General features: G+C 59.0%; 14 protein-coding genes and 1 tRNA gene. All 15 read left to right on the forward strand.

From position 1 onward, the window contains the following. The first annotated feature begins 49 nt into the window (after nt 1-49). The 15 genes from M2397_RS10885 to nadA all read left to right on the forward strand — a co-directional run bounded on the left by M2397_RS10885 (nt 50) and on the right by nadA (nt 12,942). A complete protein-coding gene (locus tag M2397_RS10885) occupies nt 50-796 on the forward strand; it encodes a YebC/PmpR family DNA-binding transcriptional regulator (protein WP_027605539.1) in 747 nt (248 codons plus the stop codon). A gap of 157 nt (nt 797-953) precedes the next feature. Beyond that, nucleotides 954-1,478 carry a crossover junction endodeoxyribonuclease RuvC gene (gene ruvC, locus M2397_RS10890; protein WP_024077147.1) on the forward strand — a complete coding sequence of 175 codons (525 nt, stop codon included), beginning with the start codon at nt 954-956 and terminating at the stop codon, nt 1,476-1,478. A gap of 68 nt (nt 1,479-1,546) precedes the next feature. Beyond that, nucleotides 1,547-2,158, forward strand: coding sequence for a Holliday junction branch migration protein RuvA (gene ruvA / locus M2397_RS10895; RefSeq protein WP_003175802.1), 612 nt, complete (start codon nt 1,547-1,549; stop codon nt 2,156-2,158). Then, nucleotides 2,159-3,217, forward strand: coding sequence for a Holliday junction branch migration DNA helicase RuvB (ruvB, locus tag M2397_RS10900; protein ID WP_003193867.1), 1,059 nt, complete (start codon nt 2,159-2,161; stop codon nt 3,215-3,217). 140 nt (nt 3,218-3,357) lie between these two features. Further along, entirely contained in the window at nt 3,358-3,813 is a 456-nt protein-coding gene (gene ybgC / locus M2397_RS10905) for a tol-pal system-associated acyl-CoA thioesterase (RefSeq protein WP_032890914.1), read from the forward strand. Between the two features lies 1 nt (nt 3,814). Then, nucleotides 3,815-4,510 carry a protein TolQ gene (gene tolQ, locus M2397_RS10910; RefSeq protein WP_053135845.1) on the forward strand — a complete coding sequence of 232 codons (696 nt, stop codon included), beginning with the start codon at nt 3,815-3,817 and terminating at the stop codon, nt 4,508-4,510. A 23-nt stretch (nt 4,511-4,533) separates the two neighbouring features. Beyond that, nucleotides 4,534-4,986 (forward strand): protein TolR, encoded by a 453-nt coding sequence (gene tolR / locus M2397_RS10915; protein ID WP_162276129.1) that lies wholly within the window; start codon nt 4,534-4,536, stop codon nt 4,984-4,986. Next, complete coding sequence (gene tolA / locus M2397_RS10920) at nt 4,986-6,059, forward strand: cell envelope integrity protein TolA (protein WP_053135848.1); 1,074 nt, start codon at nt 4,986-4,988, stop codon at nt 6,057-6,059. Before tolR ends, tolA begins: the two co-directional genes overlap by 1 nt. 17 nt (nt 6,060-6,076) lie before the next feature. Beyond that, entirely contained in the window at nt 6,077-7,357 is a 1,281-nt protein-coding gene (gene tolB / locus M2397_RS10925) for a Tol-Pal system beta propeller repeat protein TolB (RefSeq protein WP_043293513.1), read from the forward strand. 55 nt (nt 7,358-7,412) lie between these two features. Beyond that, a complete protein-coding gene (pal, locus tag M2397_RS10930) occupies nt 7,413-7,913 on the forward strand; it encodes a peptidoglycan-associated lipoprotein Pal (RefSeq protein ID WP_003209827.1) in 501 nt (166 codons plus the stop codon). A gap of 6 nt (nt 7,914-7,919) precedes the next feature. Next, complete coding sequence (gene ybgF, locus M2397_RS10935) at nt 7,920-8,756, forward strand: tol-pal system protein YbgF (RefSeq protein ID WP_131697890.1); 837 nt, start codon at nt 7,920-7,922, stop codon at nt 8,754-8,756. Between the two features lie 163 nt (nt 8,757-8,919). Next, nucleotides 8,920-9,567 (forward strand): 7-carboxy-7-deazaguanine synthase QueE, encoded by a 648-nt coding sequence (gene queE, locus M2397_RS10940; protein WP_131697889.1) that lies wholly within the window; start codon nt 8,920-8,922, stop codon nt 9,565-9,567. Between the two features lie 110 nt (nt 9,568-9,677). Beyond that, nucleotides 9,678-9,753, forward strand: a tRNA-Lys gene (locus M2397_RS10945). Nucleotides 9,754-10,205: 452 nt separating this feature from the next. Further along, entirely contained in the window at nt 10,206-11,645 is a 1,440-nt protein-coding gene (locus tag M2397_RS10950; RefSeq protein ID WP_259243533.1) for a lactate dehydrogenase, read from the forward strand. 238 nt (nt 11,646-11,883) lie between these two features. Then, on the forward strand, nt 11,884-12,942 hold the full coding sequence (gene nadA / locus M2397_RS10955; RefSeq protein ID WP_065925901.1) for a quinolinate synthase NadA: 1,059 nt from the start codon (nt 11,884-11,886) through the stop codon (nt 12,940-12,942). Nucleotides 12,943-12,984: the final 42 nt, after the last annotated feature.

Below are 12,984 nucleotides of genomic sequence, written 5' to 3' on the forward strand. Positions count from 1 at the left end.
CACCCAGGGTGGGGTTGATAAGGTTTCTAGAGAATTTCGGAGTTGTGTTATGGCTGGCCATTCCAAGTGGGCGAACATCAAGCACCGCAAAGAGCGTCAGGATGCCAAGAAAGGCAAGATCTTCACCAAGTGGATTCGCGAGCTGACGGTCGCTGCCCGCCAGGGCGGTGGTGACCCGGGCTCCAACCCGCGTCTGCGCCTGGCGCTGGACAAGGCTCTGGGCGCCAACATGAGTCGTGACATCATCGACCGTGCCGTGGCCCGTGGCGCGGGTGCTGCCGACACCGACGATATGGTCGAGCTGACCTACGAAGGCTACGGCCCAGGTGGCGTGGCAGTAATGGTCGAATGCATGACCGATAACCGCAACCGTACCGCCGCCGCCGTGCGTCATGCGTTCAGCAAGTGTGGCGGTAACCTGGGGACTGACGGTTCGGTGGCCTACCTGTTCGAGCGCAAGGGGCAGATCTCCTTCGCGCCGGGTGTGGATGAAGATGCGCTGATGGAAGCGGCGATGGAGGCGGATGCCGACGACGTGGTGACCAATGAAGATGGCTCCATCGACGTGTTTACCTCGTTCGCCGGCTTCTACGCCGTGCGTAACGCCCTGGAAGCGGCCGGTTTCAAAGGCTCCGACGCCGAGATCGTGATGTTGCCGACCACCAGTGCCGAGCTGGACCTGGACGGTGCGCAGAAAGTGCTGAAGATGCTCGACATGCTCGAAGATCTGGATGATGTGCAAAACGTGTACTCGAATGCCGACATCCCGGAGTCAGTGGCCGAACAGCTAGGCTGAAGAATGACGTAGATCCAAATGTGGGAGGGGGCTTGCTCCCGATGGCGGTGTATCAGTCAGCTTATGTCTAACTGGACGATTGCCATCGGGAGCAAGCCCCCTCCCACATTGGAACTACGGTGAATCAAAAATTGTGTTTACCCAACCCGCAGGCGTTATGACTTTAATCCTAGGTATCGACCCCGGTTCGCGCATCACCGGTTTTGGCGTGGTGCAACACACCCCGCGTGGTTGCGTGTATGTGGCCTCGGGCTGTATCCGTACCGGCGCGGGCGAGTTGGCTGAGCGCCTGCAGATCGTCTATCGTGGCGTGCGTGAAGTGATCCAGACCTACGGACCGGTGACCATGGGCATCGAAAAGGTGTTCATGGCAAAAAACGCTGATTCGGCGTTGAAGCTTGGCCAGGCCCGTGGCGCCGCCATCGTCGCCGGCGCCGAGGAGGGCATGGAGATCGCCGAGTACACCGCGACCCAGGTCAAGCAGGCCGTGGTCGGTACCGGAGCGGCAAATAAAGAGCAGGTGCAGATGATGGTCATGCACATGCTCAAGCTCACCTCAAAACCGCAGATCGATGCCTCCGACGCCCTGGCCATTGCCATTTGCCATGCGCATACCCGTTCCAGCCTTCTGCCTCACGGCTTGGGTACGGCACGCAGTCGTGGCGGGCGCCTGCGTCTCTGATAGCATCAGCGCAATCGTTATTTCCGGTCAGGCCTCGCTCTGACCCCCAAGCTTTAAGGATCTGAACCGTGATTGGACGCTTGCGCGGCACCCTGGCTGAGAAACAGCCGCCGCACCTGATTCTGGATGTAAACGGGCTGGGGTATGAGCTGGAAGTGCCCATGACCACCCTGTACCGCCTACCGTCGGTCGGTGAGCCGATAACGCTGCATACCCATCTGGTGGTGCGCGAAGACGCGCAACTACTCTATGGTTTCATTGGTAAGCGCGACCGCGACTTCTTCCGCGAATTGATTCGCCTCAATGGCGTGGGGCCTAAATTGGCCCTCGCGTTGATGTCAAGCCTGGAAGTGGATGAGCTGGTACGTGCCGTTTCGGCCCAGGATACCTCGGCACTGACCAAGGTGCCGGGCGTCGGCAAAAAGACCGCCGAGCGCCTGCTGGTGGAGCTCAAGGACCGCTTTAAGGCCTGGGAGGTGGTGCCGAGCATGTTTGCCCTGGTGCCGAACCAGCCGGACATGCCGGCGGGCCAGGTCGCGAGTGCTGAAAGCGACGCCGTCAGTGCGCTGATCTCCCTGGGCTACAAACCCCAGGAGGCCAGCAAGGCCGTCTCGGCCATCAAGGACAAGAACCTGAGCAGCGAAGACATGATCCGCCGCGCCCTGAAGGGAATGATTTAAGTGATTGAAGCTGATCGTCTGATCGCGGCCACTGGCCCGCGCGACCGTGAAGAAGTCCAGGACCGCGCCATTCGCCCCCTGAGCCTGGCCGAATACATCGGCCAGCCCACTGTGCGCGAGCAGATGGAGTTGTTTATCCAGGCCGCGCGCGGGCGCAGTGAGTCCCTGGACCACACCTTGATCTTCGGCCCGCCGGGGCTGGGTAAAACCACCCTGGCCAACATCATTGCCCAGGAAATGGGCGTGTCGATCAAGTCCACCTCCGGCCCGGTGCTGGAGCGGCCAGGTGATTTGGCGGCGTTGCTCACCAACCTCGAACCGCACGATGTGCTGTTTATCGATGAAATCCACCGGCTCTCGCCAATTGTCGAGGAAGTGCTGTACCCGGCGATGGAAGACTTCCAGCTCGACATCATGATTGGCGAAGGCCCGGCGGCCCGCTCGATCAAGCTCGACTTGCCACCCTTCACCCTGGTGGGCGCGACCACGCGTGCGGGTATGTTGACCAACCCGCTGCGAGACCGTTTCGGTATCGTTCAGCGTCTTGAGTTCTATAGCACGGCAGACCTGGCGACCATCGTCAGCCGTTCGGCGAGTATTCTCGGCTTGCCCCTGGACCCGGAAGGCGCGTTTGAGATCGCTCGTCGGGCCCGGGGCACGCCACGGATTGCCAACCGCCTGCTGCGTCGCGTGCGTGACTTTGCCGAAGTTCGGGCCAAGGGGCATATCACCAAAGCCGTGGCGGACCTGGCCTTGAACCTGCTGGATGTGGACGAGCACGGCTTCGATCATCAGGACCGGCGCCTGCTCTTGACCATGATCGAGAAGTTCGACGGTGGCCCGGTGGGTGTCGACAGCCTGGCGGCGGCCATCAGTGAAGAGCGTCATACCATCGAAGATGTGCTGGAGCCATACCTGATCCAGCAAGGCTATATCATGCGCACGCCAAGGGGCCGGGTGGTGACGCGCCATGCCTATCTGCACTTCGGGTTAAACATTCCGTCACGATTGGGTGAGATGCCCGTGGTAGACGAATTCCTTGATGCAGTGGACGATTAAAAGCTTCACGCCAGTCGATTTATTCGATGTTTGTGCTGTCCTAGTGGCGGGCGTCGTCATTCAGTCACTGGATATGTTTTTCGAGAATGAAAAAACAGTTGCCCGACCGGATTGGCAACCTGAGGAGTAAGCACTAGAGTATGCGCGCGCAAAACGGGGATCAGTCGTTCGCACATCGCTGTCGCGTTTATTACGAGGACACCGATGCTGGCGGCATCGTGTATTACGTCAATTACCTCAAGTTCATGGAGCGGGCTCGTACCGAGCGGCTACGGGAGCTGGGCTTTGCCCAATCCCAGCTGGCAGGGGAGGACCTGTTATTCGTCGTGCATTCCAGCGAGGCGCGTTACCACGCACCGGCGCGACTGGACGACGAGCTGCTGGTCAGCGCTGAAGTAATCGAATTGAACCGTGCCAGCCTGCGTTTCAAGCAGCAGGTCAGGCGGGCAACGGATGCAACGCTGCTCTGTGAGGGGCAGTTTCTGGTGGCGTGTGTGCGCACCAACAGTTTGAAACCTCGGGCCATTCCCGAAACTCTACGTGCGGCCTTTGCCGCCGTGAGCGGCGCGGGTAAACAATCAAAGCAGGAGATTTAGCGTGGAACCTACCGTCGTCGACCATTCCTCCATGTGGAGCCTGGTCAGCAATGCCAGTGTTGTGGTTCAACTGGTGATGCTGACCCTGGTAGCCGCATCGGTTACCTCTTGGGTCATGATTTTTCAGCGCAGCAACCTGCTGCGTGCCGGTCGACGTGCCCTGGAGAGCTTTGAAGAGCGCTTCTGGTCGGGTATCGACCTGTCCAAGCTGTACCGCCAGGCCGGCAGCAACCCGGACCCGGACTCGGGCGTCGAGCAGATCTTCCGCGCCGGCTTCAAGGAGTTCTCGCGCCTGCGCCAACAGCCGGGTGTTGATCCGGAAGCGGTCATGGAAGGCGTGGCCCGTGCCATGCGCGTCGCCATTTCCCGTGAAGAAGAGAAACTGGAGCAGAGCCTGCCGTTCCTCGCTACCGTCGGTTCCGTCAGCCCGTACATCGGCCTGTTCGGTACCGTGTGGGGGATCATGAACTCGTTCCGCGGCCTGGCCCAGGCCCAGCAAGCGACCCTGGCCACCGTGGCCCCGGGTATTGCCGAAGCCCTGATCGCCACCGCGATCGGCCTGTTCGCCGCTATCCCCGCAGTAATTGCCTACAACCGCTTTGCTGCCACCAGCGAAACGTTGATCAGCCGTTACTACACCTTCGCCGATGAATTCCAGGCGATCCTGCACCGTAAAGTGCACACCAGCGAAGAATAAGCAGGTAATTCCCAATGGCTTTAATCGCTCGAGCTCGCAAAAAGCGCAAGCCGGTCGCCGAGATGAACGTAGTGCCCTACATCGACGTGATGCTGGTGCTGCTGGTGATCTTCATGGTGACCGCGCCGATGCTCAACCAGGGCGTGAAGGTTGATCTGCCCAAGGTTTCCAGTGAAGCCTTACCGCAAGACAACAACACCCAGGTCCTGACCATTTCGATCAAGTCTGACAAGACCTATTACTGGAACCTTGGCAGCGAAGTCGACACCCAGAAGCAGCAGGACAAGGCTCTGACCCTGCCGGCGATGACCGATGCGGTGACCAAGATCATTCGCTCCGGTAACGAAGGCGGCAAGCACACCCAGGTGTTCATCCGCGGCGACAAGTCGGTCGACTACGGTTCCGTCATGGGCGCCATGGGCGGGCTGCAGAAGGCCGGCGTCGGTAACGTTGGCTTGATTACCGAGGCGCCCTGATGCACCAACAGCGAGAGCCGTCCGCCTCGGAAAGCTTCTTCTGGCCTAGCGTCTGGGCGATTGCCCTGCACGTCCTGGTCTTTGGCATGCTGTTCGTCAGCTTTGCCATGACCCCGGACCTGCCGCCAGCCAAGCCGATCGTGCAGGCGACCCTGTATCAGCTGAAATCGAAAAGCCAGGCCACCACCCAGACCAATCAGAAGATTGCGGGTGAGGCCCAGAAGTCGGCCGCGCGCCAGACTGAAGTCGAACAGATGGAACAGAAGAAGGTCGAGCAGGAAGCGGTGAAGGCTGCTGCGGAACAAAAGAAAGAAGAGGCGGCTCAAAAGGCCGAGGAATCGAAAAAGGCTGACGAAGCCAAGAAGGCCGACGAGGCGAAAAAGGCTGATGAAGCCAAGAAAGCCGAGAAAGCTGCCGAAGCTAAAAAAGCTGAAGAGAAACAATTGGCTGATATAGCCAAGAAGAAGTCTGAAGAAGAAGCCAAAAAGGCTGCCGAAGAAGAGGCCAAGAAAAAGGCCGCTGAAGACGCCAAGAAGAAAATAGTCGAAGACGCGAAAAAGAAAGCCGCCGAAGACGCCAAGAAAAAAGCTGAAGCAGACGAGGCGAAGAAGAAAATCGCCGACGACGCGAAGAAGAAAGCTGCCGCCGATGCCACCAAGAAAAAGGCCCAGGAAGCAGCGCGTAAATCCGCCGAAGAGAAAAAGGCCCAGGCCTTGGCAGATTTGCTCTCCGACACGCCGCAGCGTCAGCAAGCCTTGGCCGATGAGCGTGGCGATGAAGTCGCGGGCAGTTTCGACGACCTGATTCGGGCGCGGGCAGCAGAAGGCTGGACACGTCCACCTTCGGCACGCAAAGGCATGACAGTAGTGCTGCAGATCGGCATGTTGCCGGACGGTACGGTGACTTCGGTCAGCGTGGCCAAGTCCAGTGGTGACGGTTCGTTCGACAGTTCGGCGGTTGCCGCGGTCAAGAATATTGGCCGGTTGACCGAGATGCAGGGAATGAAACCAAGCGACTTCGCTCCCTATCGTTCATTCAAGATGACATTCACACCTGAGGATCTAGCCTTGTGAGAAACCTTCTTCGAGGAATGCTTGTCGTTATTTGCTGTATGGCAGGGATAGCGGCGGCGGATGAAAAGAACATCCTGGTCACCAGCGGTAGCGATCGGGCCACCCCGATCGCGGTAGTACCGTTTGGTTGGCAGGGCGGCAGCGTGCTGCCGGACGACATGGCTCAGATCGTCAGTGACGACCTGCGCAATTCCGGTTACTACGCACCGATTCCGAAAGGCAACATGATCAGCCAGCCGACCCAGGCCAGCGAAGTCATCTTCCGTGATTGGAAAGCGGTGGGCGCGCAGTACCTGATGGTCGGCAGCATCACGCCGGCCGGCGGTCGCCTGCAGATCCAGTACACCTTGTTCAACGTGGCCACCGAGCAGCAGGTCTTGACCGGCAGCGTATCGGGTACCGCCGAACAACTGCGCGACATGGCCCACTACATCTCGGACCAGTCGTTTGAAAAACTCACCGGCATCAAGGGTGCGTTCTCGACGCGTCTGCTTTATGTAACGGCCGAGCGTTTCTCCGTAGACAACACTCGCTACACCCTGCAGCGTTCGGACTACGACGGTGCGCGCGCTGTTACTTTGCTGCAATCGCGTGAACCAATCCTGTCGCCGCGCTTCGCGCCGGACGGCAAGCGTATTGCCTACGTGTCTTTCGAACAGAAGCGTCCGCGTATCTTCGTCCAGCACATCGATACTGGCCGTCGTGAGCAGATCACCAACTTCGAAGGCCTCAACGGTGCACCGGCCTGGTCGCCGGATGGTTCGCGCCTGGCATTCGTGCTGTCCAAGGACGGTAACCCGGACATCTACGTGATGAACATGGCTTCGCGCCAGATCAGCCGCGTGACCAGCGGTCCAGGCATCAACACCGAACCGTTCTGGGGTAAGGATGGTTCGACCATCTACTTCACCTCCGACCGCGGCGGCAAGCCACAAATCTACAAAACGAGCGTTGGCGGTGGGGGCGCGGAACGCGTGACCTTTATCGGTAACTACAACGCCAATCCTAAGCTTTCAGCTGATGAAAAGACGTTGGTGATGATTCATCGTCAGGATGGTTTCACTAATTTCCGGGTTGCGGCCCAGGATTTGCAGCGTGGAACGGTAAAAATCCTCACAGATACCAACCTTGATGAGTCAGCCACTGTTGCGCCCAACGGCACCATGGTAATCTACGCCACCCGCCAGCAGGGCCGGGGAGTCTTGATGCTCGTGTCCATTAATGGACGCGTAAGGCTCCCGCTTCCTACCGCACAAGGCGAAGTCAGAGAACCGTCCTGGTCCCCTTACCTGAACTGACGCGGCGCTACAAAAAGAAGTACTTAACACACTGGGGTTCATTAGGAGTTTCACGATGGAAATGCTGAAGTTTGGTAAGTTTGCTGCTCTGGCTCTGGCTCTGTCCGTAGCCGTTGGTTGCTCGTCTAAAGGCGGCGACAATGCCGGTGAAGGCGCAGCTGTTGATCCAAACGCTGGTTACGGCGCTAACACTGGTGCAGTTGACGGCTCCCTGAGCGAAGAAGCTGCTCTGCGCGCTATCACCACTTTCTACTTCGAATACGACAGTTCGGACCTGAAACCAGAAGCCATGCGCGCTCTGGACGTTCACGCGAAGGACCTGAAAGCTAACGGCGCTCGCGTTGTTCTGGAAGGTAACACTGACGAACGTGGTACTCGTGAGTACAACATGGCACTGGGCGAGCGTCGTGCGAAAGCCGTTCAGCGCTACCTGGTACTGCAAGGTGTTGCTCCAGGCCAACTGGAACTGGTTTCCTACGGTAAAGAGCGTCCAGTTGCTACTGGCCACGACGAGCAGTCCTGGGCTCAAAACCGTCGCGTCGAACTGCGTAAGTAATTCGTCATGCGAACGTGCCGTCGTGCTCTAACTGTATTGGCTCTCAGCCTCGCTCCGCTTGCGGTGTGGGCTGCGGTTCCTGTGGAAGATAGCAACTCTGGCTATAACAATAGCGGGAGCAGCTATCCGCCAGCGGGTTATGGCACGAATGGCGCCTATGCTGGGGGGGCGGCTACGTCCGCTCCCTCGGCACAGGGCGAACTGTTCAACCAGCTGCAACGCATGCAGGATCAATTGGCGCAGCAACAAGGCACCATTGAAGTTCTGCAAAATGAGGTGCGTCAGCTGAAGCAAGAAGGCCTGGAGCGTTACCAGGATCTTGATCGACGTATAGGAGCCGGTGTTACACCTGCCGCTACTCCTGATAATTCTTCTGCCGGTGGCGCGCCCAGCGCGGCTATCGGTGGTGCTGCAGCAGGGGCCGCAGCTGCGAGCCAAGCCCCTGCCGCCGGCAGTGAACCGGGTGATCCGGCGAAGGAAAAGCTGTATTACGATGCAGCCTTCGACCTGATCAAGGCCAAGGATTTCGATAAGGCCAGCAAAGCCTTTACCGCTTTCCTGGGCCGCTACCCAAACAGCCAGTACGCGGGCAACGCCCAGTACTGGTTGGGCGAGGTGAACCTGGCAAAGGGTGATCTGCAGGGGGCGGGCCAGGCATTTGCCAAGGTCAGCCAGCTGTACCCCAAGCACGCCAAGGTGCCGGACTCGCTGTATAAACTTGCTGACGTGGAGCGCCGCCTGGGTCATACCGATAAGGTCAAAGGCATTCTGCAGCAGGTCGTAGCCCAATATCCGGGTACCTCCGCTGCACAGTTGGCTCAACGGGATCTGCAACGCTTGTAAGCGATGCAGCCGTTTAGAAGAAACCCGCGCCTGGCGCGGGTTTTTTCGTTAGAATCCACGCCCTTTTATGACACACGCTTCCTGGGACCTGCGCGTTGGCGGGGTTCCTTGAAGTGCCTGACGGAGGCGGACAGCCTGTTTAGCTGTTACGCCCGTGGCGACTATGCAAGACACATTACGTATTACCGAAGTTTTTTACTCGTTACAGGGTGAAACGCGAACCGCTGGGCTGCCTACTGTCTTCGTGCGCCTCACCGGTTGCCCTTTGCGTTGCCAATACTGTGACAGCGCCTACGCCTTCAGTGGCGGTACCCTGCGCACCCTCGACGACATCCTGGAGCAGGTTGCCGGCTTCAAGCCTCGCTATGTCTGCGTGACCGGTGGCGAGCCCCTGGCCCAGCCCAATGCCATCCCATTGCTTAAGCAATTGTGTGATGCCGGTTATGAAGTGTCCCTGGAAACCAGCGGTGCCTTGGACATCTCCGCAGTCGACTCACGCGTCAGTCGCGTGGTCGACCTCAAGACCCCAGGTTCCAAGGAAGCTCATCGCAACCGCTACGAGAACATCGAGCTGCTGACGCCCAACGATCAGGTCAAGTTCGTCATCTGTTCCCGTGAGGACTACGACTGGGCCAACTCCAAGTTGATCCAATACGGTCTCGACCGTCGAGCCGGCGAAGTGCTGTTTTCCCCAAGCCACCACGACCTGAACGCGCGCGACCTGGCGGACTGGGTGGTGGCGGACAACCTGCCGGTACGCTTGCAATTGCAGTTGCACAAGTACCTGTGGAACGACGAGCCGGGTCGCTGAGAGGTCGCACAAACGACCGCAATTGCGGCCCCAACGCGTTATTTCAGATTTTTTAAAATAAGGTGTTGAATAATCCTTAGAAATCAGTATTATACGCGCCACCACACAGCGGGTCGTTAGCTCAGTTGGTAGAGCAGTTGGCTTTTAACCAATTGGTCGTAGGTTCGAATCCCACACGACCCACCATTTTTGGCGGTTTAGAAAATCCGGAAGGCCCACGCAAGTGAGGATTTCCGGGTTTTTTTTTTGCCTGTGATTTGGGCCTGACAGGTGCGCAATGCACCCGGCAATGCCAGCATTTGGCCAAGGCACCTGTTGACTCTTTTGTTACGAGCACGCCCTATTCTGAACGCTCAACTTTCAGGATGCGGTGATGATGAGTAAGGCGCGGAGCGTAAACCCTCCAGCGAGGGAAGAGTCAATGTGCTATTACCGTTTTTATCGCTTGCCCTGTGTCGGGCTGGTTGGGTTTAATCAAGGCTGTTCAACTCAAGACAGGGATCGTCATGACTACGCTTTCGCCTATCAGCTCCGTCAATACACTGGGTATTCGGCCCACCGAACCTTCGGTCAGCCTTGCGCAGAGCACCTCTACCGCCGTTGCACGACCCTCTTCGGTCGTCAGTCTGGGCAATGTGATGTCTGATACGCTTGCCGATACCTACTCGCGTCGCGGCCAACTGCGCGGCCAGGAGGTCGTGCGAGCGTGGGAGAGCGACAGCCAGGACGCCCTCAGCAAGGCGATCAATACCAATTTCAATTCATTGTCGACAGCCAATCGCTTCAATGGCCTGGGCGCCGGCCTTGTGGAGCTGTTCGCCAAGAACGGTACGAACATTTCTCAGTCTGTGCTCTACGCGAGCGCCGACCGCGCGCAAAATGCTGGTGAGATCAAAGTCGACCAGACGCTGCTGCGCAACAGCGCCGACAACCTGGTCAGCCTCAGTATCAAGACCGCCAGCGGCAAGACCGTCACCTTCAGCCTGGCCAGCCAGAGCGACGGCCTGGGCGTGCAGGCAACCGTGGAAGGGGGCAGCCTGACCGACGACGAACTCAAGGCCGTCGGCAAACTGGGCAGCGCCTTCCAATCAGCGATCGATGGCCTTACCGCAACGCCGCCTAAACTTGATCTGGGTAACCTGACCAAGTTTGACCCCAAGGTACTGGCCTCGGTTGACCTCAACGCTAAAGTGAAAACGCTGGACGGTCAGAACCAGACTCTGGCCTTCCACGCCGACGCTCAGCGCCGCACCACGCGCATGAGTGGTCCGGACGGCGAAGTGAACCTGGCGGTAGACCTGAAAAACGCTGCGATCCTGGGTAACGCCCAGCAGCAGGCCAAGGCGCTGAAAAGCTACCTGGCCCAGTTTGACCGGGCGCAGGAGCGTGGCAATGCCAAGGCGGACCTGATGACGATGTTCAAGGACGCGTTCAGTGCCATGAACAGCAACTACCCGCAAGGTGTCAGCCTTCCTGAGGCGCTGACCCGCAACCCGACGGACCAAGGCTTGCTGACCGGCCTGGCGGACTTCAAGGCCTCCATCAAGCAAACCAGCGAATCCTCCAACCCGATGCGCCCCTCTGAAATCGACAGTTTTGCCTACAACGTGTCGCAGAAGACCCGTGTTAGCGGCAGCAGCGCATTGGACCGCAGCGTGACTCAGGACCAGCAGTCGAGGCTTTCGGCCAGTTATCACAAGGGCCTTGATGGCAGTAAAACCCCGGGACTGACTCGCGATGAAAACTCGCAAAACTACCTCTATGTGCAGGTTGAGGACAACGCGAGCAGTTCGGCCAACCTCGCCTATAAGGATGGCCTGCTGACCAACGCCTCTGTTTCGCAAGAGGCCAGCCAGTCCACCCGCACGCAGAAATACGTGCTGGGCAAGTTGGTCGACGAGACCTTTGTGCCCAAGCAAGCCTCGGTCCAGCGCGACTATTTGGTGCTGCTGGAGTACGCGGCGACGCAAAGCAAGAAGTCCAAGGACGCGCTGCAAGAGTCGACCTTGAAGGACGCCCTGGCGAACATGCATGAATCGGTGATGTTGCAGGAAGATCCCTCTGCACTGACACGCTGACGGCCGTCGTAAAAACGGGAAACCCCAATGGCGGGGTTTCCCGTTTTTTTTGCCCGCCAGACGCACTCGCGAAAGTCAGATTAGGCTTTTGAATCCATTCGATATTCTGTAGCCTTGCGCAGCTTCACCTTTACCCGTGCTTGATGAACACAATCACTTCGTCCGGCGGCGCCCGAAGGGCTCCAGAGCCGGTGGTACACTCGACTTTCGCGCAACTGCGCCTGCAGGTCTTGCGAACATGACGCACATTTCCGAACGCCTACTGGTTCAAGCCCACCTCGACGCCAAGCAGCCCAAGGCCCTCAGCGCCGAGGAAGAGGCGAGCCTGCGTGCCGCCATCGCCGCCGAGCTCAAGGCTCAGGACGCGGTGCTGGTTGCCCATTTCTACTGCGATCCGGTGATCCAGGCCCTGGCCGAAGAAACCGGTGGCTGTGTCTCCGACTCCCTGGAAATGGCCCGCTTCGGCGCAGCCCATCCGGCCAAGACCGTATTGGTCGCCGGTGTACGTTTCATGGGCGAGACCGCCAAAATCCTCACCCCCGAAAAACGCATCCTCATGCCGACCCTGGAAGCCACCTGCTCCCTGGACCTGGGTTGTCCGGTGGATGAGTTTTCAGCGTTCTGCGACCAGCATCCCGAGCGCACCGTGGTGGTGTATGCCAACACCTCGGCGGCGGTCAAGGCCCGGGCCGATTGGGTGGTGACCTCCAGCTGCGCGCTGGAAATCGTCGAAAGCCTGATGGACAACGGCGAGACCATCATCTGGGGCCCGGACAAGCACCTGGGTACCTACATCCAGCGCCAGACTGGTGCCGACATGTTGCTGTGGGACGGTGCGTGCATCGTCCACGAGGAGTTCAAGTCCAAGCAGTTGGAGGACATGAAGGCGCTGTACCCGGACGCAGCGATCCTGGTGCACCCGGAATCGCCGACCTCGGTGATCGAACTGGCCGACGCGGTGGGCTCCACCAGCCAGTTGATTGCGGCGGCACAGCGTCTGCCGAACAAGACCTTCATCGTGGCGACCGATCGCGGCATCTTCTACAAGATGCAGCAGCTGTGCCCGGACAAGGTCTTCGTCGAAGCGCCCACAGCCGGCAACGGCGCCGCGTGCCGCAGTTGCGCACACTGCCCGTGGATGGCGATGAATACGCTGGAGCGCACGCTGCAGTGCCTGCGTGAAGGCAGTAACGAGATATTCGTCGAGCCTTCGGTGATTCCTCACGCCGTGCGACCGCTCAAGCGCATGCTGGATTTCACCCAGGCTGCGCGCCTGAGGCTGGCCGGTAACGCTTGAACGGAGGCGAACTCGGTTAAAAATGTGGGAGGGGGTAAGCCC

It is taken from the genome of Pseudomonas sp. BIGb0381 (genome assembly GCF_024809815.1).
Lineage (GTDB): Bacteria > Pseudomonadota > Gammaproteobacteria > Pseudomonadales > Pseudomonadaceae > Aquipseudomonas.